1 pseudogene is annotated in these 231 nt (G+C 58.9%); it reads right to left on the bottom strand.

The window, feature by feature from the left end:
* Positions 1–231: pseudogene (locus ACRHNM_RS18390) on the bottom strand (hypothetical protein); the annotation flags it as partial.

Here is a 231-nt window from a genome sequence, read left to right as displayed (position 1 = left end):
GCCAGGCGCCGGAACCCACATTCTGATACCAGGCCCTGCCATCGGTTGTCCGGATGAGTTCCAATTGGCGGTAGCCATCCCCCCGGAGTTTTGGCAGGATGCGTTCCAGGTTTTCCATGAGGGCGTCCGGATCCGGGAATACCTCCGTATTGATCCGTTGCAGGACGTACCCGTCTGAGTTGGGTATGGACACCCTGAAGGTATCGTTGGTCAGGCCCTCCGAAACCGGTT

It is taken from the genome of Psychroserpens mesophilus, assembly GCF_050617655.1.
Lineage (GTDB): Bacteria > Bacteroidota > Bacteroidia > Flavobacteriales > Flavobacteriaceae > Psychroserpens > Psychroserpens mesophilus_A.
This window is presented reverse-complemented; position numbering and strand designations above follow the sequence as displayed.